Origin of the sequence: Modestobacter sp. VKM Ac-2985, from assembly GCF_026967925.1 — a bacterium.
In the GTDB taxonomy this organism is placed as follows: domain Bacteria; phylum Actinomycetota; class Actinomycetes; order Mycobacteriales; family Geodermatophilaceae; genus Modestobacter.
Genome location: NZ_JAPVBI010000001.1, coordinates 1660699 through 1686371 on the forward strand (window position 1 = coordinate 1660699; position 25673 = coordinate 1686371).

20 protein-coding genes are annotated in these 25673 nt (G+C 75.8%); 16 read left to right on the forward strand and 4 right to left on the reverse strand.

What is annotated here, in order from left to right:
• Positions 1-26: 26 nt before the first annotated feature.
• Both O2V61_RS07930 and O2V61_RS07935 read left to right on the forward strand, forming a co-directional pair.
• A complete protein-coding gene (locus tag O2V61_RS07930) occupies positions 27-1265 on the forward strand; it encodes a DNA polymerase IV (RefSeq protein WP_269182755.1) in 1239 nt (412 codons plus the stop codon).
• 140 nt (positions 1266-1405) lie between these two features.
• The gene (locus O2V61_RS07935) at positions 1406-1843 is read left to right on the forward strand and encodes a DUF3040 domain-containing protein (RefSeq protein WP_269182756.1); all 438 of its coding nucleotides are present in this window, start codon (positions 1406-1408) and stop codon (positions 1841-1843) included.
• Between the two features lie 77 nt (positions 1844-1920).
• On the opposite strand, the gene O2V61_RS07940 is transcribed toward O2V61_RS07935, so the two are convergent.
• The 4 genes from O2V61_RS07940 to O2V61_RS07955 form a co-directional block, all read right to left on the reverse strand.
• Positions 1921-2877: a ribose-phosphate diphosphokinase gene (locus tag O2V61_RS07940; RefSeq protein ID WP_269182757.1), complete on the reverse strand. Its 957-nt coding sequence runs from the start codon at positions 2875-2877 to the stop codon at positions 1921-1923.
• Between the two features lie 76 nt (positions 2878-2953).
• Complete coding sequence (locus O2V61_RS07945; RefSeq protein ID WP_269182758.1) at positions 2954-5308, reverse strand: transglutaminase family protein; 2355 nt, start codon at positions 5306-5308, stop codon at positions 2954-2956.
• Positions 5305-6657 carry a DUF58 domain-containing protein gene (locus tag O2V61_RS07950; protein WP_269182759.1) on the reverse strand — a complete coding sequence of 451 codons (1353 nt, stop codon included), beginning with the start codon at positions 6655-6657 and terminating at the stop codon, positions 5305-5307. Before O2V61_RS07950 ends, O2V61_RS07945 begins: the two co-directional genes overlap by 4 nt.
• 26 nt (positions 6658-6683) lie before the next feature.
• Complete coding sequence (locus tag O2V61_RS07955) at positions 6684-7733, reverse strand: AAA family ATPase (protein WP_269182760.1); 1050 nt, start codon at positions 7731-7733, stop codon at positions 6684-6686.
• A 260-nt stretch (positions 7734-7993) separates the two neighbouring features.
• On the opposite strand from O2V61_RS07955, the gene mraZ reads away from it, so the two are divergent.
• The 14 genes from mraZ to pgeF all read left to right on the forward strand — a co-directional run bounded on the left by mraZ (position 7994) and on the right by pgeF (position 25580).
• Positions 7994-8428, forward strand: a complete 435-nt coding sequence (mraZ, locus tag O2V61_RS07960) for a division/cell wall cluster transcriptional repressor MraZ (protein WP_036340702.1) — start codon at positions 7994-7996, stop codon at positions 8426-8428.
• Positions 8429-8772: 344 nt separating this feature from the next.
• A complete protein-coding gene (rsmH, locus tag O2V61_RS07965) occupies positions 8773-9750 on the forward strand; it encodes a 16S rRNA (cytosine(1402)-N(4))-methyltransferase RsmH (protein ID WP_269182761.1) in 978 nt (325 codons plus the stop codon).
• A complete protein-coding gene (locus O2V61_RS07970; RefSeq protein WP_269182762.1) occupies positions 9747-10565 on the forward strand; it encodes a hypothetical protein in 819 nt (272 codons plus the stop codon). Before rsmH ends, O2V61_RS07970 begins: the two co-directional genes overlap by 4 nt.
• Before the next feature lie 3 nt (positions 10566-10568).
• On the forward strand, positions 10569-12431 hold the full coding sequence (locus tag O2V61_RS07975; RefSeq protein WP_269182763.1) for a peptidoglycan D,D-transpeptidase FtsI family protein: 1863 nt from the start codon (positions 10569-10571) through the stop codon (positions 12429-12431).
• 94 nt (positions 12432-12525) lie between these two features.
• A complete protein-coding gene (locus tag O2V61_RS07980) occupies positions 12526-14082 on the forward strand; it encodes a UDP-N-acetylmuramoyl-L-alanyl-D-glutamate--2,6-diaminopimelate ligase (protein ID WP_269182764.1) in 1557 nt (518 codons plus the stop codon).
• An 82-nt stretch (positions 14083-14164) separates the two neighbouring features.
• Positions 14165-15586, forward strand: a complete 1422-nt coding sequence (locus O2V61_RS07985; RefSeq protein WP_269183000.1) for a UDP-N-acetylmuramoyl-tripeptide--D-alanyl-D-alanine ligase — start codon at positions 14165-14167, stop codon at positions 15584-15586.
• Entirely contained in the window at positions 15583-16662 is a 1080-nt protein-coding gene (gene mraY, locus O2V61_RS07990) for a phospho-N-acetylmuramoyl-pentapeptide-transferase (protein WP_269182765.1), read from the forward strand. The genes O2V61_RS07985 and mraY overlap by 4 nt, the downstream gene beginning before the upstream one ends.
• Positions 16663-16664: 2 nt before the next feature.
• On the forward strand, positions 16665-18092 hold the full coding sequence (gene murD, locus O2V61_RS07995) for a UDP-N-acetylmuramoyl-L-alanine--D-glutamate ligase (protein WP_269182766.1): 1428 nt from the start codon (positions 16665-16667) through the stop codon (positions 18090-18092).
• Positions 18093-18099: 7 nt separating this feature from the next.
• Entirely contained in the window at positions 18100-19761 is a 1662-nt protein-coding gene (gene ftsW, locus O2V61_RS08000; RefSeq protein ID WP_269182767.1) for a putative lipid II flippase FtsW, read from the forward strand.
• Entirely contained in the window at positions 19758-20951 is a 1194-nt protein-coding gene (murG, locus tag O2V61_RS08005) for an undecaprenyldiphospho-muramoylpentapeptide beta-N-acetylglucosaminyltransferase (RefSeq protein WP_269182768.1), read from the forward strand. Before ftsW ends, murG begins: the two co-directional genes overlap by 4 nt.
• The gene (gene murC, locus O2V61_RS08010) at positions 20948-22399 is read left to right on the forward strand and encodes a UDP-N-acetylmuramate--L-alanine ligase (RefSeq protein WP_269182769.1); all 1452 of its coding nucleotides are present in this window, start codon (positions 20948-20950) and stop codon (positions 22397-22399) included. Before murG ends, murC begins: the two co-directional genes overlap by 4 nt.
• Complete coding sequence (locus O2V61_RS08015) at positions 22396-23211, forward strand: cell division protein FtsQ/DivIB (protein WP_269182770.1); 816 nt, start codon at positions 22396-22398, stop codon at positions 23209-23211. The genes murC and O2V61_RS08015 overlap by 4 nt, the downstream gene beginning before the upstream one ends.
• Positions 23212-23530: 319 nt before the next feature.
• Complete coding sequence (ftsZ, locus tag O2V61_RS08020) at positions 23531-24832, forward strand: cell division protein FtsZ (protein WP_269182771.1); 1302 nt, start codon at positions 23531-23533, stop codon at positions 24830-24832.
• 43 nt (positions 24833-24875) lie between these two features.
• Positions 24876-25580, forward strand: a complete 705-nt coding sequence (gene pgeF, locus O2V61_RS08025; protein ID WP_269182772.1) for a peptidoglycan editing factor PgeF — start codon at positions 24876-24878, stop codon at positions 25578-25580.
• Positions 25581-25673 lie beyond the last annotated feature (93 nt).

Genomic DNA, 25673 nt, shown 5'->3' on the forward strand with positions numbered 1-25673 from the left:
CGATCCGCGGGGACGACGGGGGTGCGGTGACCAGGGACCGGGCTGTCGGCTGCACGTTGCTGCACGTCGACATGGACGCCTTCTTCGCCAGCGTCGAGGTGCGCCGGCACCCCGAGCTGGCCGGCACACCGGTCATCGTCGGCGGGGTCGGCAACCGCGGGGTCGTCACCTCGGCCACCTACGAGGCCCGCCGGTACGGCGTGCACAGCGCCATGCCGACCTCCCGGGCGCTGCGCCTGTGCCCGACGGCCACCGTGCTCCCCGGCGACCTCGACCTCTACACCGAGGTGTCCCGGTCGGTGATGGCGCTGTTCCGCTCCCTCACGCCACTGGTCGAGCCGCTGAGCCTGGACGAGGCGTTCCTCGACGTCTCCGGCAGCGGTCGCCGGCTGGGCGACCCGGTGGCGATCGGGGAGCACATCCGGGCCCGGGTCCACGACGAGCAGGGGATCACCTGCTCGGTCGGGGTGGCCGGCAGCAAGTTCGTGGCCAAGCTGGCCTCCACCCGGGCCAAGCCCGACGGGCTGCTGGTGGTGCCGCCGGCCGAGGTCATGGACTTCCTGCACCCGCTGCCGGTGGGCGCCCTGTGGGGCGTCGGCCCGAAGACCGAGGAGGTCCTCCTCCGGCTGGGGCTGCGCACGGTCGGGGACCTGGCCCACGTGCCGGCGCGGACCCTGCAGCGGGCGGTGGGCCAGGCGGCCGGCAGCCACCTGCACGAACTCGCCTGGGGCCGCGACCCGCGGCGGGTGGTGCCCGACGAGCCCGACCGGTCCACCGGGGCCGAGGAGACCTTCGGCACCGACGTCGACGACCCGCAGGTGGTCCACCGGGAGCTGCTGCACCTGGCCGAGCGGACGGCGGGGCGACTGCGCTCCACCGGCCACCTGGCGCGCACGGTGACCGTCAAGGTCCGCTTCGCCGACTTCACCACGATCACCCGCTCCCGCACGCTGAAGGTCCCCACCGACGTGGGCCAGGAGCTGTACGACACGGCCCGCGCGCTCTTCGACGCCCTGGGGCTGGACCGGGCCCGCATCCGGCTGGTCGGGGTCAGGGCCGAAGGACTGGTGAGGGCCGAGGCGACCGCGCGACAGCTCGAACTGGGGGCTCGCGAGCACGGCCGCCGGGACGCCGAGCTGGCCGCCGACCGGGCTGCCCGGCGCTTCGGGGCCGGCGCCGTCCGGCCGGCCACCCTGCTCGGCCGCCGGCAGGTCCCGGGCGCCGGTCCGGTTGCGCGCGGCCCTTCCTCGGGGACGCCCCGCTGACCTGGCCCTCTGCCCCGCGGAGGCGCTGCGGGGCGGCAACATGATCCTCGCCGGGTGTGTCGACGGCGACTCGCCTTTCGCACGCCGCAAACGGCTCGTATCCTCGGTGCTACCGCGGGCGGACTGCCGCCGGTGGCTTCTTGCACTTGTACCTGGAGGTCGACGTGCCGCTCTCCGAGCACGAGCAGCGTCTGCTGGAGCAGATCGAGCGCGCCCTCGTCGATGACGATCCGAAGTTCGCCTCGACGGTCCGCACCGGTGACCGGCGGCAGAAGGCCCGCCGCAAGCTGCAGCTGGGGGCCGCCCTGGTGGTCGTCGGCCTGGCCGTGGTGGTCGGCGGGGTGGCCCTGCCCAACGCCGTCGTCGGCGTGCTGGGCTTCCTGGTGGCCTTCGGCGGGGCCGTTCTCGGGGTCCTGAACTACAAGGCCGCGACCGGTGAGGTGCCGGCCGGTTCCGCGCCGGGTCCGGCCGGGCGGCCGGCGGCCGGCGGCCGCGGGGGCAGCAGCAGCGCGAAGGCGCGCCGCCAGCCGCTGAAGAGCCGGCTCGAGGAGCGTTTCCGCCGCCGCTACGACCAGTAGCACTCACCGGGACCACCCGCTGAGCCAGCAGCCGCCGTACCCCGTCCGGGACGGCGGCTGCTGGCTCTCCGGTCGGCTCAGACCTCGGGCGTCGCCGTCGTGTCGAACAGCGCGCTGACCGACTCCCCGTCGTGGATCCGCTGCACGGCCTGGGCGAGCGCGGGGGCCACCGAGAGCACGGTCAGCTTCTCCGAGGCCCCGGCCGGCACCGGCACGGTGTTCGTGCAGACGATCTCCACGACGTCGGACTGGGCGCCGATCCGCTCCAGCGCACCCGCGGCGAACAGGCCGTGCGTGCAGGCCACCCGGATCGAGCGGGCGCCGTCGTCCCGCAGCCGGTCGATGAGCTCCAGCACCGTGCTGCCCTTGGCGATCTCGTCGTCCAGCACGATCACGTCACGGCCGGCGACGTCCCCGATCACGGCGCTGATGCTGACCCGGTCGTCGGCGTACCGCTGCTTGGCACCCGCGGCGACCGGCACCCCGAGCCGCCGGGCGAAGGCTGCGGCCTCCTTGGCGTTGCCCAGGTCGGGGGAGACGACGGTGGTGCGGGAGAGGTCCAGCGCGCGGAAGTGATCGGCCAGTTCGCGCAGGGCGTGCAGGTGGTCGACCGGCACGCTGAAGAAGCCGTGCACCTGCGGGGAGTGCAGCGTCATGGCCAGCACCCGGCTGGCCCCGGCCGCCACCATCAGGTCGGCGATCAGTCGGCCACCGATGGAGATCCGAGGGGCGTCCTTCTTGTCCGACCGCGCGTAGGCGTAGTGCGGCATCACCACGGTGATCCGGGCAGCCGAGGCGCCGCGGGCCGCGTCGATCATCAGCAGCAGCTCGACCAGGTTCTCCTGCACCGGGGTGACCAGCGGTTGCACCAGGAAGACGTCGCGCTCCCGGCAGTTGGCCTGCAGCTGCACCTCGAGGCAGTCGTTGGCGAAGCGGGTCACCCGGACCGGCTGCAGCGGCACGCCCAGGTGGGCACACATCTCCGCGGCGAGCTCGGGGTGGGCACTGCCGGCGAAGACGGCGATCTCGCGCAAGGGGCACTCCGCAGCTGGGGGGAGCCGGTGGCGACGCCACCGACACCGGCCACCGTAGCCAGCCCCGGCCCGGTGGTCAGGCCGGGCGGGGTCGGCGGGGTGCCCGGGCGGCGGCCCACCGTGCGGCCGTCGCGAGCGTGGAGGCCGGCCACAGCGCCGCCCGGACCCGCTCCCCGCGGGAGGAGGACCGGAGCAACGCCCGTCGCACCGTCGCCAGCGCCGCGGTCAGCGCAGGGTCCGGGCTGGGGCGGGCCGCCGGTGGGCCGTACACCGAACGCTCCTGGGCTCGTGCCAGCACCTGCACCGCGGCGACCGCGGCGGGGTCGGTGGTGGCGAGCCGCTGGGCCAGCTGCTGGGCCAGCTGGCGTGCCGTCGACCTCCCGGGCAGCTCGACGGCCAGGTCGACGGTGGTCGCCAGCAGCTCCTCCCACAGGGCGCCCGGCTGCCCGTCGGCCAGCCGGGCGGCGCGCTGCCGGCGGCGGAGGAGGAACGGCAGCGCGGCCAGGGCGAGGACGACCAGCGTGCCCGCTGCCCCCAGCAGCCACGGCCTGAGCTGCTCCTCCGGCGCGGACTGGGCCGCCAGCGGCGGCACGTACTGGTCGTCGCGGTCCAGCTCGGCAGCCGGTGGCGCCGGCAGCGGGGCCGCACCGCCCGGCGTGAACGGGTCCGGGCCGCTGGTGTCGGCCTCGTCCGTGCGCGGTGCCCAGGGGAGCGCCACGGCCCGGTCGGCGGCGATCGGGGTCGGGTCGAAGGGGATCCAGCCCAGGCCGGCGAACCAGACCTCGACCCAGGCGTGTGCGTCGTCGGTGGTGACCACCCGGTCGCCGTCCTCGCCGACCTGACCGGGTGTGTAGCCCAGCACCACCCGGGCCGGGACCCCTGCCGCCCGGACGAGCACGGCCATGGCGCCGGCGTACTGCTCGCAGTAGCCCCGCTTCAGCCGGAGGAAGTCGGCCAGGTCGTCGCCGGTGGTGCCCGGGCCGGTGGACAGGCTGTAGGTGAAGCCGTTGGCCGGGTCGGTGAACAGGCCGAGCACGGCCCGGACCCGCTCGTAGGGCGACTGTGCCGGGTCGGTCAGCTGGTCGGACAGGGCCACGACGCTGGGGTCGAGCTCCGGCAGTGCCGTGTAGCGCTCCACCATGGGGTCGCCCGGGTCCTGGGGTGCGGCAGCCAGCTCCGCCGCGCTCGGCTGCGGCTGCCGCGAGGTGAACCGGTAGGCGAGCCCGCCGGTGGTCACGTCCCGGCCGAAGACGGTCCGGGCGGCCGGGTCGAAGCGCCAGTCCTCGTCCTCGGAGCCCAGCACCTGCACCGACAGCGGGGAGTCGAACAGCGGGAGGAAGCGGTCGTCGTGCGAGAGCACGGTGACCCGGGCGGTCACCTCGCGGCTGGACTGCCGGTCCAGGAGCGGCGCCAGGGGACCGTCGGCCGCGATCGATGCCTGGCCGTCGAGGTTGGTCATCCGCCAGCCGACGTCGCCGCTGTACTCGTCCAGCGAGACCGAGCGCAGGTACCCCGGGTCGGCCACCGAGGCGTCGACGGCCAGCAGGTCGATCGGCTCGGGCAGGCTCAGCTGGCCGGCCATCTCCGCCACCGGGTCCAGCGACGTCCCCACGCCGTTGCCGGTGCCCGCCCCGCCCCACCCCGCCGCGAGCGAGCCCTCGGCCAGGGTCGGCACGAACGCCGGCAGCAGCAGCCCGGCCACGAGGGCGACCAGGCCGGTGCGCAGGGCCGGCAGGGTGCCGGTGCCCATCGGCGACCCGCTGCCGCCCCGGCCGCTCCCGACCAGCCGCGCCCGCTGGTCGGCCCACAGCAGGACCGCGAACCCGGCGGCCGGTGCGGCGAAGGAGATCAGCGCCACCTCCCCGGTCACGGTGCTCACCGGGACGCAGTAGAGGACCAGCAGGCCGAGCCCGCCCAGGGCCGGCTGGCGGGCGGGGACGGCGAGCAGGTCGACGGCCAGCGCGATCAGGGCGACGAAGACGGTGGTCAGCGCCACCAGCCCGGTGAGCGGCAGCGCCGGGGTGGCCTGCTCCCGGATCTCCGCGGTGCCGTCACCGAGCAGGCCGGCGAGGTCGGTCAGGCTGTCCAGGGTCGGCAGCACGCCCGCCCAGGCGCGGTCGGGCGTGAAGACGACGGTGAGCACGACGAGCACCAGCGCCACCTGGCCCAGCGGCACGGCCAGCCGCGCCGGACCGGACCACCAGGGGCCGTCGTCCTCGGCGGCGTCCACCAGCCGGTCCAGCAGTGCCCGCAGCGCCACCCCGCCCAGGCCCACGGCCGCCACCACCATCGTCACCGGCAGCAGCCACGTGCGGGCGGCGAAGACGGGGTCCAGCGCCAGCGCGCCCAGCAGCACGGCGACCGCGACGGCGATCCCGGTGCCCGGCCCGCCGCGGGTGGCCCGCGGCAGCTCGTCGACCTGGCCGCTCATGCCGGCACCGGTCCCGCGGTGCCGGCCCGGCTGCCCACCTGGCTCCACAGCTGTGCCACGGTCCGGTCCGGGCCGACGGCGACCACCTGCCAGCCGGCCGCACGGAGCAGGTCACCGGCCTGCTGCTGCCGGGTGCACACCTCGGCCCGGGCGGCGGGGCTGAGCGTGCGCCGGCCCCGGGTTGCCCCGGCGTCCAGCCAGCCGGCGGTGTCCACGAGCACCGCGACGTCCCGGCCCGGACCGGAGCGGGCGCGGACCAGCGCCGCGACGTCCTCGGGTCCGACGAGGCCCAGCAGGCAGATCGCCGGTCCGTCGGACCCGGACCGGCGCAGCGCCTCCATGCCCAGCTGCAGGCCGGGCTGCGGTGCCCCGCCCAGGACGGCGAGCCGCTCGAGCAGCTCGTCCGGGCCCAGCTGTCCCCGGCCGAGCGCCGGGGTGAGCTCCCCGCCGTCGGTCACCACCCGCAGCGCCGCCCCCCGGTGCAGCAGGTGGGTGCCGATGCTGGCCGCGGCCTCCACCACCCACTCCAGGGTGTCCTGCGGCGGGGCCGGGTCACCCGCTGGGCTCTCGACCCGGCCCCCGAGCAGGTGGGCGGTCGACCGGGTGTCGACGAACACGGTCGCCGCCGCGCGCCACGGGCGTTCCTCCAGCCGGACCATCAGCTCGCCGGTGCGCGCGGTGGCCCGCCAGTGCACCAGCCGCAGGTCGTCGCCGTGGCGGTACTCCCGGGTGCTGACGTCGTCCTCGCCGTGCACGGCGATCGCGCGGCGGGCGCCCTCGCCGCCGTCCCCGCCGGCGCCGGTCAGCGCGCCGCCACCGAGCAGTGGTACGACCCGGGGCAGCACCAGCAGCGCGGCGGTGTCGCTGCCGGTCGCCGTGCGCAGCACCAGGCCGAAGGGGTCGACGAGCCGCAGGCTCAGCGGCCCCAGGGTGTACCGGCCGCGCCGGGAACCGTGCAGCCGGTACCGGAGCGGCGCGGTGCCGCCGCTGGCGAGCCGCTCCACGACGAAGCGCGGCTGCGCACCCAGGTCGGCCGGCAGGTGCTCGGTGAGCAACCACAGCCCGCCGGCCCGCCGGTCGGCGTTGGACACCTCCACCAGCACCTCGGCGGACCCGCCGCGCGGCAACCGGGCCGGGCTGACGGTGCGCCGGGTCGCGACCCGGAAGCGCTGGCGGGCGATCCCGACGGCCGACACCACCGGCAGGGCGAGCACGAACAGGGCCAGCTGCACGAGGGCCCGCTCGCCGAGCAGGGCGCCCAGCGCGCCCAGGGTCAGCCCGGCGGCGACCAGGCAGCGGCCGCGCAGCGTGAGGGAGGACGCCGCGTCGGCGATCCGGGTGCGCGCCATGGGGGACCGTCCGTCTCTGGGATGGGTCAGCGGCCGCCGTGGACGGGCACGGTGGTGAGCAGGTCGGTGACCACCCGCTGGGCGTCCCGCCGTGCCAGCGCCGCGTCCGGGGTCAGCAGCAGCCGGTGGGCCAGCACCGGGACCGCCATGGCCTGCACGTCGTCGGGGAGCACGTGGTCGCGGCCGGCCAGTGCGGCGGTGGCGCGGGCGGCGCGCAGCAGCTGCAGTCCCGCGCGCGGCGAGGCACCCAGCCGCAGGTCGGGGGAGCGGCGGGTGGCCTCGACCAGCGAGACGACGTACTGGCGCAGCGGCTCGGCGACGTGCAGCCGGCCCACCGCGGCCACCAGGGTCCGCACGCGCGCGGCGTCGAGCACCGGGGTGAGCGCGGTGAGCGGGTCGACGGTGGCCCGCCCGCCGAGCATCGCCAGCTCGGCCTCACGGTCGGGGTAGCCCATCGAGACCCGGGCGGTGAACCGGTCCCGCTGCGCCTCGGGGAGGGGGTAGGTGCCCTCCATCTCCAGCGGGTTCTGCGTCGCGACCACCATGAACGGCCGGGCCAGTTCGTAGGTGACCCCGTCGACGGTGACCTGCCGCTCCTCCATGCACTCCAGCAGGGCCGACTGCGTCTTGGGGGAGGCGCGGTTGATCTCGTCGGCCACGACCACGTTGGCGAAGACGGCGCCGGGCTTGAACTCGAACGCCCGGGACTCCTGGTCGTAGACCGCCACCCCGGTGACGTCGCTGGGCAGCAGGTCGGGGGTGAACTGGATCCGGCGCACCGTGCCGTCGATGGTGCGGGCCAGCGCCTTGGCCAGGGTGGTCTTCCCGACCCCGGGGACGTCCTCGATCAGCAGGTGGCCCTCGGCCAGCAGCACGACCAGTGCCAGCCGGACGACGTCGGGCTTGCCCTGCACCACCCGGCCGATCGCCTCGGCGAGCTGCGCCCCCTCGGCCGCCACGTCGGCGTCGGTCTCCGGCTGCGTCGCTGCGGCGTCCTGGCCGGTGTCGTGCCGGGGGGCGGAGCGCAGCTCCGCGACCCCCCGGTCCGACCGCAGCTCTGCCGTGCCCTCGGTCACCCCGCTCACGGTACGTGCTGCTCAGCGGCGCGCACGGTCGATCCCGTTCCGCGGCCCGGATGCGGCCCGGATGCCGCCCGGAGGTGGCTCGGAGGCGGCCCGGCGGGGGGCCGGTGGAGGCCGGTGGGGAGAAGGGGGCGACACGGCGTGGAGTGGTGTCCAGTGGGGGCCAGTGGGTTACTGTGTCGCGCAATGGGGAGGCAGGGGCCACGGATGGTGCCCGGCACGACCACAGGAGGACTGATGCAGGGGGTGATCCGGTGTTCGTCGGCAGCTACCCCTTGCGGCTCGACGAGAAGGGCCGGCTCGCCCTCCCGGTCCGCTACCGCGAGCTCGTGGCCGACGGCATGGTGATCAAGAAGGGCCAGGAGCGCTGCGTCTACGGCCTGACCATGGCCCGGGTCGCCGAGCAGAGCGCCGCGCTGAAGTCGATGGCGCCGGCCGACACCAACGCCGGCCGCATGCACGCCCGGATGAGCTTCGGCTCGATGGTCGAGGTCGAGGCGGACAAGACCGGCCGGATCACCATCCCGGCGACCCTCCGGGAGTACGCCGGCCTGGACCGCGACGTCGTCGTCGTCGGCGTGGACACCCGATTCGAGATCTGGGACTCCGGCACCTGGGACGCCTACGTGGCAGAGCAGGAGGCCGTCTTCGCCGCCATGGAGAGCGAGGGGATGCCGACCCTGTCCTGAGTCGCCCCCACCCGACCCCACCGCACGACCGCACCGCAGGACCGCGCCACCCCGCACGAGCCGACTTCCCCCCGGCTCGACCGGGCCCGGACAGCGAGCCGACTTCCCCCCGGCTCGACGTCCACCGCACCGACCGCCCCACCGCCCAGCTGCCCCATCCCGGCTCCACCTGGTACCGCTTCCCCGGCGCCAGGCGAGGCGGGCGGGGCAGCGGGCCGGGGCGGTGCCCGCTCCCGCCCCACCCGCGCTCCACCGCGCACCACCCACCCCACTCGGCCCCACTCGCCGCCCGCCCGCACGCCCCACCCCACCCGTCCGCCCCTGCGCAGCGAGAGGAGCCGTCGATGAGCAGCCCCGAGGCCTCCGGGCCCGCGCTGCACGTCCCCGTCCTCCTCGACCGGGTCACCGAGCTGCTCCACCCCGCCCTGCAGGCACCCGGCGCCGTCCTGGTCGACTGCACGCTCGGGCTGGCCGGCCACTCCCTGGCCCTGCTGAGGGCCCACCCCGAGCTCCGGTTGATCGGCCTGGACCGCGACCCCGACGCCCGCGCCGAGGCCGCCGCCCGGATCGCCGCGGCCGGCCACACGCAGCGCACCACGCTGGTCCCGGCCGTCTTCGACGAGCTGCCCGACGTGCTGGCCGACCTGGGGGTCGACGAGGTGCAGGGCGTCCTGTTCGACCTCGGCGTCTCCTCCCTGCAGCTGGACCGCCCCACCCGCGGGTTCAGCTACTCCACCGACGCACCGCTGGACATGCGGATGGACCCCACCGGGCCCCGCACCGCCGCCGACGTGGTCAACACCTACTCCCGGGGCGAGCTCACCCGGGTGCTGAAGGTCTACGGCGAGGAGCGCTTCGCCGGCCGGATCGCCTCCGCCATCGAGCGGGAGCGCGCCCGGGAGCCGTTCACCGGCACCGCCCGGCTGGCCGAGCTGGTGCGCTCGGCGATCCCCGCGGCCACCCGCCGCACCGGGGGACACCCGGCCAAGCGGACCTTCCAGGCCCTCCGGATCGAGGTCAACGACGAACTGGGAGTGCTCTCCCGGGCACTGCCCGCCGCCATCGACGCGCTCGCGATCGGTGGCCGACTGGTCGTGATCAGCTTCCACTCCCTCGAGGACCGCATCGTGAAGCAGACGCTCGCCGCAGAAGCGGTGGACCGCACCCCGCCCGGCATGCCGGTCCCGATGCCCGAGCACGCGCCGGTGCTGAAGCTCGTCACCCGTGGCGGTGAGGCACCCGGCGAGGCCGAGCTCGCCGTCAACCCCCGGTCCGCCTCGGCCCGGGTGCGGGCCGCCGAGCGGGTCCGGCGGGCGGCATGAGCCAGCCCGCGCGGTCCGCCCCCCGGACCAGCAGTGCCCCGACCCCGCGCACCGGCCAGTCCCGCAGCCAGTCCCAGGGCGCCGGCGCGCGCACCGGTGCGACCCGGGCGGGCACCGGCCGCACGGGCACGGCCCGGACGACGGCACGGACGACGACGGCCCGGACGACGACGGCCCGGACGACGACGGCCCGGACCACCGGTCGGGCGACCACCGGCCCGGTGCACGTGCCCCGGGTCGCCCCGCCCCGGCGCAGCGGGCCGGTCCCGAGTGGCCCGCAGCTGCGGCTGGTGCCGCCCAGCCGGCCGACCCCGGCCCGCGCACCCCGTGGCAGCCGCCGGACGGTGCTGCGCGGTCGGCGGGCGCCGTTCGTCGCCGTGCTCGTCGCCCTGCTGGTCGGGACGACGCTGGGCCTCCTGCTGCTCAACACCGCCATCGCCGTGGACTCCCTGCGTGCCACCGAGCAGCGGGTCGCGATGGCCGAGCAGGCCAAGGAGGTGGCTCGACTGGAGCAGCAGGTGATCGCTGCCGACACTGCTGCCGAACTGGCCCGCGCCGCAGCCGCGGTCGGGCTGGTCCCGCCGGGGGACGCAGCCCACCTGGTGCTGCAGCCCGACGGCAGCTCCGTCCTGCTGGGCAGCGCGACCCCGGCGACGGCACCCGTCGAGCCGGGGGCCACCGACCCGGCGGCCGACGGGGCCACCGCACCCCGACCAGCCCCCGCCGACACCTCCACCGAGTCCGCCCCGCCGGAGTCCGCCCCGGCTCCCGGACCCACGCCCACCGACCCCGTGTCGCCGACCCCCGGGAACTGATCCGTGCCCCCTGCAGGCCCTCTCCCGCCGCATCGTCCGGTCGGGGGTCGCCGCACCCCGCAGCGGCCCACCGGGCCGGCCGGTCGCGGTGCGCCGCGCGCGCGTCGCGAGCCCGGCGCGCGGCGCCTCCAGCCGCTGGGGCTGACGCAGCGGGACCAGCGCAACCGCTGGGGGCTGGCCTTCCTGATCACCCTGCTGGTCGTGGTGGTCGGCAAGCTGGTCGTGCTCCAGGGGGTCGACGGGGCCGCCTACGCGCAGGCGGCCGAGAACGACCGGATGCGCACGTACCCGATCGAGGCCGTCCGGGGGCAGATCGTCGACCGCAACGGGAAGGTGCTCGCCTGGTCGGTGGACGCCAAGCGGGTGACGGCGGACCCGATGCTGGTCTCCGACCCCACCCGCACGGCGCTGGCGTTGACCACGCTGCTCGGCATCCCGGTCGACGAGCTGGTCGAGAAGCTCTCCCGGGACGGGCGCTACGTCGTCCTGGCCGACGAGGTCAGCACCGACGTCACCGACCAGATCCGCGAGCTCCCGGCCTCCACCCAGGCCGGCCTGGTCTTCCAGGACGACCCGGTGCGGCTCTACCCGGCGGGCACGGTCGGCGGCCAGCTGGTCGGCTTCGTCGGCAAGGAGGGCGACGGCCTCGCCGGGATCGAGCAGACCTTCGAGGAGCACCTGGCCGGGGTCGACGGCGAGGAGCGGATCGAGGTGGACGGCGTCGGCAACCCGATCCCCTCGGGCATCGACGACACCCAGCCGGCGACCGACGGCAGCACCGTGCAGCTGACGCTGGACCAGGACCTGCAGTTCGTCGTCCAGCAGACGCTGGACGCGGCCTGCGCCGACGAGGCGACGGCCACGGCGTCGGCCGTGGTCCAGGACGTGCAGACCGGCGAGGTGGTGGCGATGGCCTCCTGCCCGGGCTACGACCCGGGCAGCTACAACACGACGGACCCGGCCCTGCTCGGCAACCCGGTCGTCTCCGAGGTCTACGAGCCGGGCTCGGTGATGAAGGCGGTGACGCTGGCCGCCGCCATCGAGGAGGGCAAGGCCACCAAGGACACGGTGCTCAACGTCGACGGGCACATCCAGGCCGGCGACGTCGTGGTCACCGACGCCCACGACCACGAGCCGATCGACTTCACCGTGACCGGGATCCTCGCCAAGTCCAGCAACGTCGGGTCGATCATGCTGGCCCGCGAGGTCGGCGACAGCACCTTCGAGCAGTACCTGCAGGACTTCGGCTTCGGCTCGACCACCGGCATCGAGCTCCCCGGCGAGAGCGCCGGCATCCTGGAGGACTCGGCGGACTGGACCGCCAGCCGCGCGGCCAACGTGCCGATCGGACAGGGCGTCTCGGTGACCACCCTGCAGATGGCGTCGGCGTACCAGGCCCTCGCGAACGACGGCGTGCGGATCGCCCCGCGGGTGGTGTCCTCGCTGACCGCCGAGGACGGCACGGTCACCGAGGTGCCCCGGCCCGAGGGCGTGCGGGTGGTCAGCGAGGACACCGCCGACCAGCTGACCTACATGCTCGAGGCGGTGGTCGGCCCCGGGGGCACCGCACCCCTGGGCGAGATCGACGGCTTCCGGGTGGCCGGCAAGACCGGCACGGCCCAGCGGGCCAACCCCGAGACGGGCAGCTACGCCGGTGGCGGCTACTTCACCACCTTCGTCGGCTACGCCCCGGCCGACGACCCGCAGTACGTCGTGGCCGTCGACCTCGAGCGGCCCACCAGCGACGCCGAGGGCGGCCAGGTGGCGGCCCCGGTCTTCGCCGACGTCATGCGGTATGCGCTGATCTCCGGGGGCGTCGTCCCCTCCGGCGCGCCGCGCCCGGACTTCACCCTCACCGTCCCCTGAACCCCACCGGCGCAGGAGCCGCCCACCCGCCGGTGCGACACGGAGCCGCCAGGTGATCGGGTCGCGCTCCTCCACGCCGGTAGATTGGACCGTCGTGACCCCGACTGCGCCCGGGGCGGCGTCCCGGCCGGCCGGGAACCGCCCGCTCTCCCTCGGTGACCTCGCCGACCTCGTCGGCGCACCCGTGACCGGTGCGACCGCCGTGGAGGTCACCGGTGTCACCCACGCCTCCGGCGACGTCCGCCCCGGTGACCTCTACGCCGCCCTGCCCGGCGCCCGCACCCACGGCGCCCGCTACACCGCCGACGCCGCCGCGCGCGGTGCCCGGGCGGTGCTGACCGACCCGGCGGGGGAGGAGCAGGCCCGGGCCACCGGCCTGCCGGTCTGCGTGGTCCGCGACCCGCGGTCCGTGCTCGGTGCGGTCGCCTCCCGGGTCTACGGGCTCCCCAGCGAGCGGCTCACCGTGCTGGGCATCACCGGCACCAACGGCAAGACGACGACGAGCTACCTGGTCGAGGCCGGCCTGGCCGCCGCCGGGTGGGCCAGCGGCCTGATCGGCACGGTGCAGACCCGCACCCGCGGCCAGGACGCCGACGGGACGCCGGTGACCACCGAGCTGCCCAGCGTCCGCACCACGCCGGAGGCGGCCGACCTGCACGCCCTGCTCGGCACGATGGTCGACTCCGGCGTGCGCGCGGTCGTCATGGAGGTCTCCAGCCACGCGCTGGTGCAGGGCCGGGTCGGTGGGGTGCGCTTCGCCGCGGCCGGGTTCACCAACCTCTCCCGCGACCACCTGGACTTCCACGGCGACCCGGAGAGCTACTTCCAGGCCAAGGCGCTGCTGTTCGACGGGCGGGCCGCCGTCGAGGTGGTCGACGTCGACGACCCCGCCGGGCGGCGGCTGGTCCGCCCGGGCACGGTCACCGTCTCCGGCTCCGGTGCCGGGGGTGCGGACTGGTCGGCCACCGACGTGGCCGCCGTCCCCACCGGCGGCTCGACGTTCACGCTGCACGGCCCCGGCGGGCGCAGCTGGCCCGCACGGCTGCGGTTGCCGGGCAGCTTCAACGTGGCCAACGCGGTGCTCGCCGTGGCGTTGCTGGACGCCGTAGGCGTGTCGCCGGAGACGGCGCTGCCGGGGATCGCGGAGACCGTCGTCCCCGGGCGGATGGAGCCGGTGGACGCCGGCCAGCCGTTCGTCGCCGTCGTCGACTACGCGCACACCCCCGACGCGGTGCAGACCGCGCTTGCCGCGCTGCGCCCGGCGACCCCGGGCCGGCTGATCACCGTGCTGGGCTGCGGCGGTGACCGCGACCCGGGCAAGCGGCCGGGGATGGGCGCCGCGGCGTCGGCCGCCAGCGACGTGCTGGTGGTCACCGACGACAACCCGCGGTCGGAGGACCCGGCGGCCATCCGTGCGGCGATGCGCGCCGGTGCCGGTGAGGTCCCGGCCGACCAGCGGGCCGAGGTGCTGGAGGTCGGTGACCGGCGGGCCGCCCTCGCGGCCGCCGTCGGGCTCGCACGGGCGGGTGACACGCTGCTCGTGGCCGGCAAGGGCCACGAGACGGGTCAGGAGGTGGGCGGTCAGGTGCTGCCCTTCGACGACCGCGTGGTGCTGCGCGAGCTGCTGGCCGCGAGCGAGGTGGGCACGTGACCGAGCTCGCGAGGTCACGCATGAGCGCAGCATCGTCGAGCATGCGGCCGACGAGCGCCAGCGAGGAGGACGCGTGATCGCAATGACCGTGGCCGAGGTGGCCGCGGCCGTCGACGGCGACCTGGTCGGCGACCCCTCCGCCACGGTGACCGGCGCGGTGCTGGTCGACTCCCGCGCCGTGGCCCCCGGTGACCTCTTCGTCGCCCTCCCCGGGGAACGGGTGGACGGCGCCGACTTCCTCCCGGCCGCTGCCGCAGCCGGGGCGGCCGGGGCACTGACCACCCGCGCCGACCCCGCCCTGCCCTGCGTCGTCGTCGCCGACCCGGTGGCGGCCCTCGGTCGCCTGGCCGCGGCCGTGCACGGCCGACTGGTGCAGGCGGGTCTGGTGACCATCGGCGTCACCGGGTCCTCCGGCAAGACCTCGACCAAGGACCTGCTCGGCCAGGTGCTGGCCGCCGCCGGCCCGACCGTCAGCCCCCAGGGGTCCTTCAACAACGACATCGGCCTGCCGCTGACCGTGCTGTCCGCCGATGCGGACACCCGCTTCCTGGTCCTGGAGATGGGCTCGCGGGGCCCCGGCCACATCGCCCGGCTGTGCCACATCGCCCGGCCGGCCATCGGCGTGGTGCTCAACGTCGGGTCCGCCCACCTCGGGGAGTTCGGCAGCGCCGAGGTGATCGCCACCAGCAAGGGCGAGCTGGTGGCGGCCCTGCCGGCCACCGGCACCGCCGTGCTCAACGCCGACGACGCCCGGGTGGCCGGCATGGCCCCCCGCACCCAGGCCGCGGTGCTGACCACCGGGCTGGCCGGGCACGCCGACGTGCGGGCCACCGACGTCGAGCTCGACGACGCCGCCCGCGCCCGGTTCACCCTCCACGCGCGCGGCGAGGAGCACCCGGTCGCCCTGCAGGTCGTCGGCGTGCACCAGGTCGCCAACGCCCTGTCCGCCGCCGGCGCGGCGCTGGCTGCCGGGATGACGCCCGCCGCGGTCGCGCAGGCGCTGTCGGCCGCCGCGCCGCGCAGCCGCTGGCGGATGGAGGTCACCACCCGCGCCGACGGCGTGACCGTCGTCAACGACGCCTACAACGCCAACCCCGAGTCGATGCGGGCCGCGCTGGCCGCGCTCCGCCGGCTGCGGGGCCGCCGCCGGATCGCCGTGCTCGGCGCGATGGGGGAGCTCGGCCCCACCGCCGGGGCTGCGCACGAGGAGCTGGGCCGGGACGCCGTGCGCGCCGGGGTCGACCTCGTCGTCTCCGTCGGGCCCGACGCGGCCGGTGTGCACGCAGGTGCCCGCGCGGAACTGGACGTCCGTGGTCGCGCAGGCGACCGCGGGGGAGAGCAGGAGGAGTCCGTGCACCTGCCGGACCGGGCAGCAGCCCGGCGGTTGCTGAGCGAGGTGGTCGGACCGGGTGACGTCGTCCTGGTGAAGGCCTCGCGCAGCTACGGCCTCGAGGAGCTCGCCGCCGATCTGATCGCCGACGGCGGCCCGGAGGTGACCGCGTGAGGTCCGTCCTCGTCGCCGCCGCCGTCGGGCTGATCGTCTCGATCCTGCTGACCCCGTTGGCGATCAAGGCCTTCCGGAAGCACGGCTTCGGCCAGGAGATCCGGGACGACGGCCCGGAGAGCCACCTGTCGAAGAAGGGCACGCCCACCATGGGCGGCACCGTGATGGTGCTGGCCACGGTGGTCGGCTACCTGGTGGCGCACCTGTTCGTGATCAACCAGGAGGGCCGTGGCGTCACCGCCACCGGTCTGCTGCTGCTGTTCCTGCTCATCGGCCTGGGCACGGTCGGGTTCCTCGACGACTACCTCAAGATCCGGTACCGGCGCAGCCTCGGCCTGAACAAGACCGCCAAGCTGGTCGGCCAGCTGGTCATCGGGGTCACCTTCGCCGTCCTCGCGCTGATGGCCGACGGTGAGGACGGGACCGCAGTGGCCACCACGACGGTCTCCTTCGTCCGGGACATCGCCCCGCTCACCCTGCCGACGGTCGCGTTCGTCGCGCTGGCCTACCTCTTCATCGCCGGCTTCTCCAACGCGGTCAACCTCACCGACGGCCTCGACGGGCTGGCCGCCGGCGCCTCGGCGATGGTGTTCGGCTCCTACGTGGTCATCTCGTTCTGGCAGTTCGGCAACGACTGCGCCGGCGGCCTCGTCGACGGCTGCTACACGGTCCGTGACCCGCTCGACGTCACCCTGGTGGCCGCCGCGGCGATGGGCGCCTGCCTGGGCTTCCTGTGGTGGAACACCTCACCGGCCCGGATCTTCATGGGCGACACCGGTTCGCTGGCCCTGGGTGGGCTGATGGCCGGGCTGGCCATCGTCACCCGCACCGAGCTGCTCCTCGTCGTCCTCGGCGGGCTGTTCGTGGCGGTCACCCTGTCGGTGGTGATCCAGGTCGGCTTCTTCCGGGCCACCCGTCGCCGGGTCTTCCGGATGGCCCCGCTGCACCACCACTTCGAGCTCGCCGGCTGGGCGGAGAACACCGTGATCGTCCGGTTCTGGCTGGTCACCGGGATGGCGGTCGCCTTCGGGCTGGGGCTGTTCTACGCCGACTGGCTCTCCGTCACGGGGCTGTAGAGATGACCCACGCGAACGGGACGGCGGACCGGCCGCTGGGCACCGTGCTGGTCGCCGGGCTCGGCGTCTCCGGCGCCGCGGCGGCGCGGGTGCTGCTGTCCCGCGGGGACGACGTCTGGCTCACCGATGCCACCGAGCCCGCCGTGCTGACCGAGCTGGTCGGGGCGGGCGCCCGCTGGCTGGGCGCGCTCAGCGAGCCGCCGGAGGGCATCGACCTGGTCGTCACCTCCCCGGGCTGGCGGCCGGACTCCCCGCTGCTGCGGACCGCCGCCGCCCGCAGCGTGGAGGTCATCGGCGAGCCGGAGCTGGCCTGGCGGCTGCGGACCGCGGCGCCGGGCGCGGAGCCCGCCCCCTGGTTCGCGGTCACCGGCACCAACGGGAAGACGACGACGGTCACGATGCTCGAGGCGGTGCTGCTGGCCGGCGGGCGGCGGGCGGTCGCGGCGGGCAACGTCGGCCGGCCGCTCGTCGAGGTGGTCACCGCCCGCGACGCCGACGGCGTCCCCGTCCACGACGCGATCGCCGTGGAGCTCTCCAGCTTCCAGCTGCACTGGTCCTCCTCGATCGCCCCGGCCGGGGCCTGCGTGCTCAACGTCGCCGACGACCACGTCGACTGGCACGGCTCCTTCGACGCCTACCGCGACGCCAAGGCCCGGCTGCTGCGGCTGGCGCCGGTCGCGGTCGCCGACGCCGGGGACCCGGTCGCGTCCGCGCTCGTCGCGGCCCACCGGCACCCGGTCACCGTGACCCTCGGCGAGCCCGCCCGCGGCCAACTGGGCGTCCGGTCCGGTGCCCTCGTCGACCGCGCGTTCAGCCCGGACCCGGCCGGTGAGGTGCTCGTCGAGCTCGAGGCCCTCCAGGTGCGGGGACCGCACAACACGGTCAACGCGCTGGCCGCCGCGGCCCTGGCCCGGGTCGCCGGCGTCGACGCGGCGGCGGTCGGCCGCGGCCTGGCCGGCTTCCGCGGCGGCGCCCACCGGAACGTGCTGGTCGGCAGTGTCGACGGCATCGACTTCGTCGACGACAGCAAGGCCACGAACCCGCACGCGGCCGGCGCCTCGCTGGCCGCCTACCCGCGGGTGGTGTGGATCGCCGGGGGCCTGCTCAAGGGCGCCGACGTCGAGCCGCTGGTCGCCGCGGTCGCCCCGCGGCTGGCCGGGGTGGTGCTGCTGGGCCGGGATCGGGAGGTGCTGGCCCGCTCGCTGGCGCGACACGCCCCGTCGGTCCCACGCACGGTGGTCCCCAGCGGCGACGATGGCGCTGTGACGGACGGGGACAGTGTGATGCGTGAGGTGGTCGCGGCCGCCGTCCGGCTGGCCCGCCCCGGGGACACCGTGCTGCTCGCCCCGGCGGCCGCCTCGATGGACGTGTTCACCGACTACGCGCACCGCGGCCGGGCCTTCGCCGACGCGGTCCGCGCGCTGGGCTGACCGACCGGTGACGGCGACCACCGGGCAGCGCTCGTCCCGCCGCGCCGGCCGCGCGGAGCAGCAGCCCAGCGCAGCCCGGGCCGGGGGACCGCGCTTCCGCGCCCCGGCCTGGGTCGACGGCCCGATGACCAGCTCCCACCTGGTGCTCGGGGCGGCCGGCATGCTGTTGGCCATCGGACTGGTGATGGTCTTCTCCGCCTCCTCGATCGAGGCGGCCAAGGCCGGCCAGCCGGCCTGGCTCCCCGGCGTCCGGCAGATCGCCTTCGCCGCCATCGGGCTGCTCGCCATGCTGGTCGCGATGCACCTGCCGGTCGGCCGCATCCGCCAGTTCTCCGGCTGGGCGCTGCTGGGCGTCGTCGGGCTGCTGCTGCTGGTCCTGGTGCCGGGGATCGGGCTGAAGCTGAACGGCTCGCGCGCCTGGTTCGACCTGGGCTTCACCAACTTCCAGCCCTCCGAGCTGGGCAAGCTGGTCTTCGCCCTCTGGGGCGCGCACGTCATCGCCCTGCGCGAGAAGTACCTGACCGTCCAGTCGCTGCTCGTCCCGGTGCTGCCGGTGTTCGGCGTGCTGTCGCTGCTGTTGCTGCTCGAGCCGGACATGGGCGCGGTGGTCAGCCTGGGGCTGGTGCTGGCCGGGCTGATGTGGGCCGGCGGGCTGTCCCGCCGCTACATCGTCGGCGCCGTGGCGCTCGCCGCCGTGGCCGTCGTCCTGATGGTGTCGTTCGCGAGCTACCGGATGGCCCGGATCACCTCGTTCCTGGACCCCTTCGCCGACCCGGAGAACGGCGGCTACCAGGCCATCCGCGGGCTGTACGCGCTCGCCACCGGCGGGGTGTGGGGCGTCGGGCTGGGCAACAGCGCGATGAAGTGGAACCTCCTGCCGCACGCGGAGTCCGACTACATCTTCGCGATCATCGGCGAGGAGCTGGGCTTCCTCGGCTGCCTGGTGGTGGTGACCCTCTACGGGATCCTGGCCTGGGCGGGCTTCCGGATCGCCCGCCGGTCCACCGACCGCTTCGTCCAGTTGTCCAGCGTGGCCATCACCGTGTGGCTGGTCGGGCAGGCCGTGATCAACATGGGCTACGTGGTGGGCCTGCTGCCGGTCACCGGCGTGACGCTGCCGCTGATCTCCGCCGGCGGCACCTCGCTGGTCCTCACCCTCTTCGTCGTCGGGCTGCTGGTCCGCTTCGCCCGGGCCGAGCCCGCCGCGATCGCCGTCCAGCGCGGCCAGCACCGCGGCCGGCTCGCCCGGCTGTTCGCGCCGGTCCCCGCCGCGGCCGTCGACCCGGTGCCCTCCCGCCGGCGCCGGGAGAGCCGGTCCACCGCCCGCCCCGGACCGCCGCCCCCGGCACCCCGCTCCGGGAACGGCCGGACGGTCGCCCGGGTGACCGGGCACCCGACGTCGTCCCCTGGAGGCCGGGGGCGTGGGGCCGGGGGTCCGGCGCCCGCCCCGGACGCGCGCCGCGGTGGCCAGGAACGGCAGACTGTCGACCGCCGGCAGAACCCCGGTGACCGCCCGACCGTCCGCAGCCGGCCCTCGTCCGCGGCGGGGCCTGCCCTGCGCGAGGGGCTCCGCGACCGTCCCCGGTCCGGGGAGCCGCCCGCTGCCCAGGGCCGGCCCGTCCCGCGGTCCCGCCCCTCGAGAACAGAACGGCCAGGACGCCCGCAGTGACCTCCCCCCAGCACGACCCCGGCGAGAACGGCCCGGTCGTGCCCTCCTCCGACCCCACCCCGGTGCACGTCGTGCTCGCCGGTGGCGGCACCGGCGGCCACATCGAGCCGATGCTCGCCCTCGCCGACGCCCTCACCCGCCGCACCGGCGCCGCCGGCGGTGCCCCCCGGGTCACCTGCCTGGGCACCGCTCGGGGCATGGAGACCCGGCTGGTGCCGGCCCGGGGCTACGACCTGCGGCTCATCCCGCCCGTCCCGCTGCCGCGCAAGCCGACGCCGGACCTGCTGCGCGTCCCGGGCCGCGTCCGCCGGGCCGTCGCCGAGACCCGGGCGTTGCTCACCGAGCTCGAGGCTGACGTCGTCGTCGGCTTCGGCGGGTACGTGGCCCTGCCGGCCTACCTGGCCGCCCGCCGGGCCGGGCGGGGGCGGGGCGGCGTCCCGATCGTGGTGCACGAGCAGAACGCGCTGCCGGGGCTGGCCAACCGGATCGGCGCCCGGCTCGCTGCCCGCGTCGCGGTCACCGTCCCGAGCACGCCGCTGCACCGCGCCGAGCACGTCGGGATGCCGCTGCGGACGGCGATCAGCGGGCTGGACCGGGCCGCCCGGCGGGCCGAGGCGCGCGCGGAGTTCGGGCTGGACCCCGACCGCCCGACCCTGCTGGTGTTCGGCGGCTCGCAGGGCGCCGCGTCGCTGAACCGGGCCGCGGTCGGCGCGGCCGATGCGCTGACCGCCGCCGGGGTGCAGGTGCTGCACGCCCGGGGGCCGAAGAACACCGACGTCTCGGTGCCCGCCCGGCCGGCCGGGGGAGCGCCCTACGTCGTCGTGGACTACCTGGAGCGGATGGACCTGGCCTACGCCGCGGCGGACCTGGCGCTGTGCCGCTCCGGCGCGGTGACCGTCGCCGAGCTCTCCGCGGTCGGGCTCCCGGCCGTGTTCGTCCCGCTGCCGATCGGCAACGGTGAGCAGCGGCTCAACGCGCTGCCCGTGGTGGAGGCCGGTGGGGGGCTGCTGGTCGCCGACGCGGACCTGTCCCCGGCCTGGATCCGGGGCGAGCTCGTGCCGCTGCTCACCGACCCGGCCGCGCTGTCGGCGCTGGCCGCCGCCGCGGCCGCAGCCGGCACCCCGGACGCCGACGAGCGACTCGCCGACCTCGTGCTGCAGGTCGCCGCCGAGGGGGTGCGCACCCGATGAGCGCCGACGACGTCGCCGCCTGGCGGGGGCCGATCCCGTCGCTCGACGAGCTGGGGCCGGTGCACTTCATCGGGATCGGCGGGGCCGGGATGAGCGGCATCGCCCGGATCATGCTGGCCCGCGGGGTCCCGGTCTCCGGCAGTGACCGGCGGGACTCCCCGGCGCTGCGCGCGCTGGACGCGCTCGGTGCCCGGGTCGAGGTCGGTCACGCCGCCGAGCACCTGGGCGAGGCCGCGACCGTGGTCGTCTCCACCGCCATCCGCGACGAGAACGCCGAGCTCGCGGCCGCCCGCGAGCGCGGGCTGCGGGTGCTGCCGCGGGCGGTGGCGCTGGCGGCGGTGATGGCCGGGCGGCGCAGCGTCGCGGTGGCGGGCACCCACGGGAAGACCTCGACGACCTCGATGCTGACCGTCGCCGTCCAGGCCTGTGGCGTCGACCCCTCCTTCGCCATCGGCGGCACGCTCAACGAGTCCGGTTCGAACGCCCACGCCGGCCAGGGCGACGTCTTCCTCGCCGAGGCCGACGAGAGCGACCGGTCCTTCCTGTTGCTGGCCCCGCGCGGGGGCATCGTCACCAACGTCGAGGCCGACCACCTGGACAACTACGGCGACCTGGCCGCGGTGGAGGCGGCGTTCGACACGTTCGTGCGCACCGTCCCCGCCGAGGGCTTCCTGGTGCTCTGCGCCGACGACCCGGGTGCCGCCCGGCTGGCGGGCGTGGGCGCCACTGCCCGGGTGCGCACCTACGGCCAGTCGGCCGGTGCGGACCTCCGCCTGGTCGACCTGGAGGTCGGCCCGGACGGCACGCGGTACACCGCCGTCCTCGACGGCCAGGAGCTCGGCGCGGTGCACATCCGGCTGCCGGGTGTGCACATGGCGCTCAACAGCGCTGCGGCGCTGCTGGCCGGCCTGGAGCTGGGCCTGCCCGCCGCCGGCCTGGTCACCGGGCTGGGCCGGTTCGGCGGCGTGCACCGTCGCTTCGAGCTGAAGGGCACCGTCGCCGGGGTCCGGGTGTACGACGACTACGCCCACCACCCCACCGAGGTCGCCGCGCAGCTGCGGGCCGCCCGCGCGGTGGTGGGGGAGGGCCGCCTGCTGGTGCTCTTCCAGCCGCACCTCTACAGCCGGACGGCGCAGTTCGCCACCGGCTTCGGTGCCGCCCTGGGCCTGGCCGACGAGGTCGTGGTGATGGAGGTCTACGGCGCTCGAGAGGACCCGGTCCCCGGGGTCACCGGCGCGCTGGTGGCCGACGCGGTGCCGCTGCCCGCCGGGCGGGTCGCCTTCGAACCCTCGTGGTCGGCGGCCGCCGGGGCGATGGCCGACCGGGCGCGCCCGGGCGACCTGGTGGTGACCATGGGCGCCGGCGACGTGTCGATGGTCGGACCCGAGGTGCTGGTGGCGCTGGCGCCGACGGACGCGGTGGAGGACGGGCCGGAGCCACCACGGTGAGCCGCACGGGGTCGACGACCCGCGACCGGTCCCGCAGACCACGGCGCGGCGCCGCCCCGGCGGGAGCGGCTGCACCGGTCACCTCGCTGGGCTCCCGGCGCGGCCGCCCCAGCCGCGCGCGCAGCCCTCGCCGCCGGTTGGTCGTGGTGGCGGTCGGACTGTCCCTCGTGGTGGCGCTCGCGGCGTGGGTCCTGCTGGCCAGCCCGTTGCTCGAGGTGCGCACCGTGCGGGTCGACGGCGCCGTCGCGCTGTCCGACGCCCAGGTCGTCTCCGTCGCCGGGATCGAGCAGGGCACCCCGCTGGTGCGGGTGGACACCGGGGCGGCGGCCGGGCGGGTGGCTCAGCTGCCTCAGGTCGCCTCGGTGGAGGTGACCCGCGGCTGGCCGGGGACGGTCGTGGTCACGCTGGCGGAACGCGTCCCGGTGGCCGTCGTGGAGCAGGCGGGCACCCGGCAGCTGCTCGACGCCGGGGGCGTGGTGTTCGACACCATCACCGGCGACCCTCCCAGCGGGGTGGTCCCGCTCGACGTGCGCGAACCCGGCCCGGACGACGCGGCCACCACCGCCGGGCTGGGTGCGCTCACCGCACTGCCGGACGCCGTGCGCAACCAGGTGACGCAGGTGTCCGCGCGCTCCGCCGACGACGTCACGCTGACCCTGACCGACGGCCGGACCGTGCGCTGGGGGAGCGCCGAACGGACCGACCGCAAGGCCGAGGTGCTGGACGCGCTGCTCGACCAGATCGACGAGGGGACCCTCGACCCGGCCAGCACCCTCGACGTCAGCACCCCCGACGCGGTCGTCCTGCGCTGAACACGTGCAGCCCGGTCGGGCTCCCGACACGCCCGGCCAGAAAAAGGTGCGCGCGTCGTCCGTCTCGGGCGTGCCGAAGGGGGCCGGCGATGTCTGCAGTCCAACTGGAGACGCCGACCAGGCGGGTCGTCACGTCCCGTGAGCGGGAAGTGACGGATGTGTCGCCCGATCCTCGTGGGGATCCGCCGGATGGACACGCCGAACCGAGGGGGGTGCTTGCTGCCCTGGATGGGCACACCTAACTTCGTCCTCACAACGACTCAGTTGACATAACTATAAGGCTTAACCTAAGGATGAGGGTCCAGTTGGGGAGCGCGGCATGACACCTCCGCACAACTACCTAGCGGTCATCAAGGTCGTCGGCATCGGCGGCGGCGGGGTGAACGCGGTCAACCGCATGATCGAGGTCGGCCTCAAGGGGGTCGAGTTCATCGCGATCAACACCGATGCACAGGCGCTGCTGATGAGCGACGCCGACGTCAAGCTCGACGTCGGTCGTGAGCTCACCCGCGGCCTGGGCGCCGGTGCGCAGCCCGACGTCGGCCGGCAGGCCGCCGAGGACCACCGCGAGGAGATCGAAGAGGTGCTCAAGGGCGCCGACATGGTCTTCGTGACGGCCGGCGAGGGTGGTGGCACGGGCACCGGTGGTGCGCCCGTCGTCGCCTCCATCTCCCGCAAGCTCGGTGCGCTCACGATCGGCGTGGTCACCCGTCCGTTCTCCTTCGAGGGGAAGCGGCGGGCGGTCCAGGCCGAGACGGGCATCGAGGAGCTGCGCAACGAGTGCGACACGCTCATCGTCATCCCGAACGACCGGCTGCTGCAGCTGGGCGACCGGAACGTCAGCGTGATGGACGCCTTCCGCACCGCCGACCAGGTGCTGCTCTCCGGTGTGCAGGGCATCACCGACCTGATCACCACGCCCGGCCTGATCAACCTGGACTTCGCCGACGTCAAGTCGGTCATGTCCGGGGCCGGCTCGGCGCTGATGGGCATCGGCAGTGCCCGCGGGGACAACCGTGCCCTGCTGGCGGCTGAGCAGGCGATCGCCTCGCCCCTGCTGGAGGCCTCGATGGAGGGCGCCCACGGCGTCCTGCTGTCGATCTCGGGTGGGTCGGACCTGGGGCTGTTCGAGATCAACGAGGCTGCCTCGTTGGTCTCCGATGCCGCGCACCCGGACGCCAACATCATCTTCGGCGCCGTCATCGACGACGCCCTCGGTGACGAGGTCCGGGTCACCGTGATCGCGGCCGGTTTCGACGGTGGCAAGCCCGGCACCCGCAAGGACGCCGGCAGCACCCCGCTGGCGACGTCGGCACCCACGGCACCGGCTGCACCGGTCAGCGCCCCACCGGCGGCGCGTCCGTCGGCTCCGGTGCAGACCGGGGAGCGGCCGGCCGGTCCGGCTCCGGCTGCGCCGTCGGCCGCCCCGGCGGCCGCCTCCCCGTCGGCGCCGCGACCGGGCCAGCCCGGCAGCGCGCCGCAGGGCGGTGGGATCACCGTGCCGCCGCTGCCGCCGATCGCCGGTCAGGGCGGCGGCCAGGGTGGCACCACCCGTCGTCCGCTGGCCTCGGACGACTTCGAGGAGGAGCTCGACATCCCTGAGTTCCTCCGCAGCCAGTGACGCCCGCTCAGCTGTGAGTGCAGGACCGGCCGCTCCGTCGGCGGTGCGACCCCGCCGGGTCGTCACCGACCGGCGGGGCGGCCGTTCTGTCCCGCCGTACGACTCCTTCAACCTGGGGGCGCACGTCGGCGACGACCCGGACGCCGTCGCGGCCAACCGGGCACGGCTGGCCGGCGAGCTCGGCGTGCCGACCGACCGGCTGCTCTGGATGACCCAGGTGCACGGCACCGGCGTCGCGATCGTCTCCGACGCCGAGGAGAACCCGGTCGCCGACGTCGACGCACTCGTCACCGCCACCCCCGGCCTGGTGCTCTGCGTGCTGGTCGCCGACTGCGTGCCGGTGCTGCTGGCCGACCCCGTCGCCGGGGTGGTCGCCGCCGTGCACGCCGGCCGCGAGGGGGTGCGGGCCGGGGTCGTCCCGGCCACGCTGGCGGCGATGACCCGGCTGGGCTCCCGGCCGGGCGACGTGGAGGCGCTGCTCGGCCCGGCCGTCTGCGGGCTGGACTACGAGGTGCCCGCGCAGATGCAGGCCGACGTCGCCCGGGTCGCCCCGGCCAGCGCGGTCCGCACCCGGCGCGGCACCCCGGGGCTGGACCTGCGGGCCGGGATCGCCGATGTGCTGCGCGGAGCGGGGGTCGGGCAGGTCGTGCACGACCCGCGCTGCACCGTCGAGGACCCCCGGCTGTTCAGCCACCGCCGCGACGGCGTGACCGGTCGCCAGGCCGGCGTCGTCTGGCTCGGCTCCTGACCGATCCCCTCCGGGGGCCCGCCGCACGCACGCTCGCGGTGGGCTCCGGGACGGGATCAGGCTGTCCACCCGCCGGGGGAGCGATGCGTTCCC